1 protein-coding gene is annotated in these 221 nt (G+C 56.6%); it reads left to right on the top strand.

Annotation, left to right across the window (positions count from 1 at the left end; genetic code table 11):
- Window positions 1-221, top strand: a 221-nt coding sequence (locus N8M20_RS10470; protein WP_261080549.1) for a hypothetical protein, incomplete at both ends; no start/stop codon positions are given.

Here is a 221-nt window from a genome sequence, read left to right as displayed (position 1 = left end):
GTTGATGCTGACGTAGACGCTACGGCGCTAGTCGATGCTGACGTAGACGCTACCGCGCTTGTTGACGCTGACGTAGACGCTACTGCACTTGTGCTTGCTGAGGTAGACGCTACCGCACTTGTGCTTGCTGAGGTAGAGGCTACAGCGCTTGTTGACGCTGACGTAGACGCTACTGCACTTGTGCTTGCTGAGGTAGAGGCTACCGCGCTTGTGCTTGCTGA

Source organism: Streptococcus mitis (assembly GCF_946190275.1).
GTDB lineage: Bacteria > Bacillota > Bacilli > Lactobacillales > Streptococcaceae > Streptococcus > Streptococcus mitis_DC.
The sequence above is the reverse complement of the archived record's forward strand: the minus strand, read 5'-3'. Positions and strand labels throughout refer to the sequence as shown.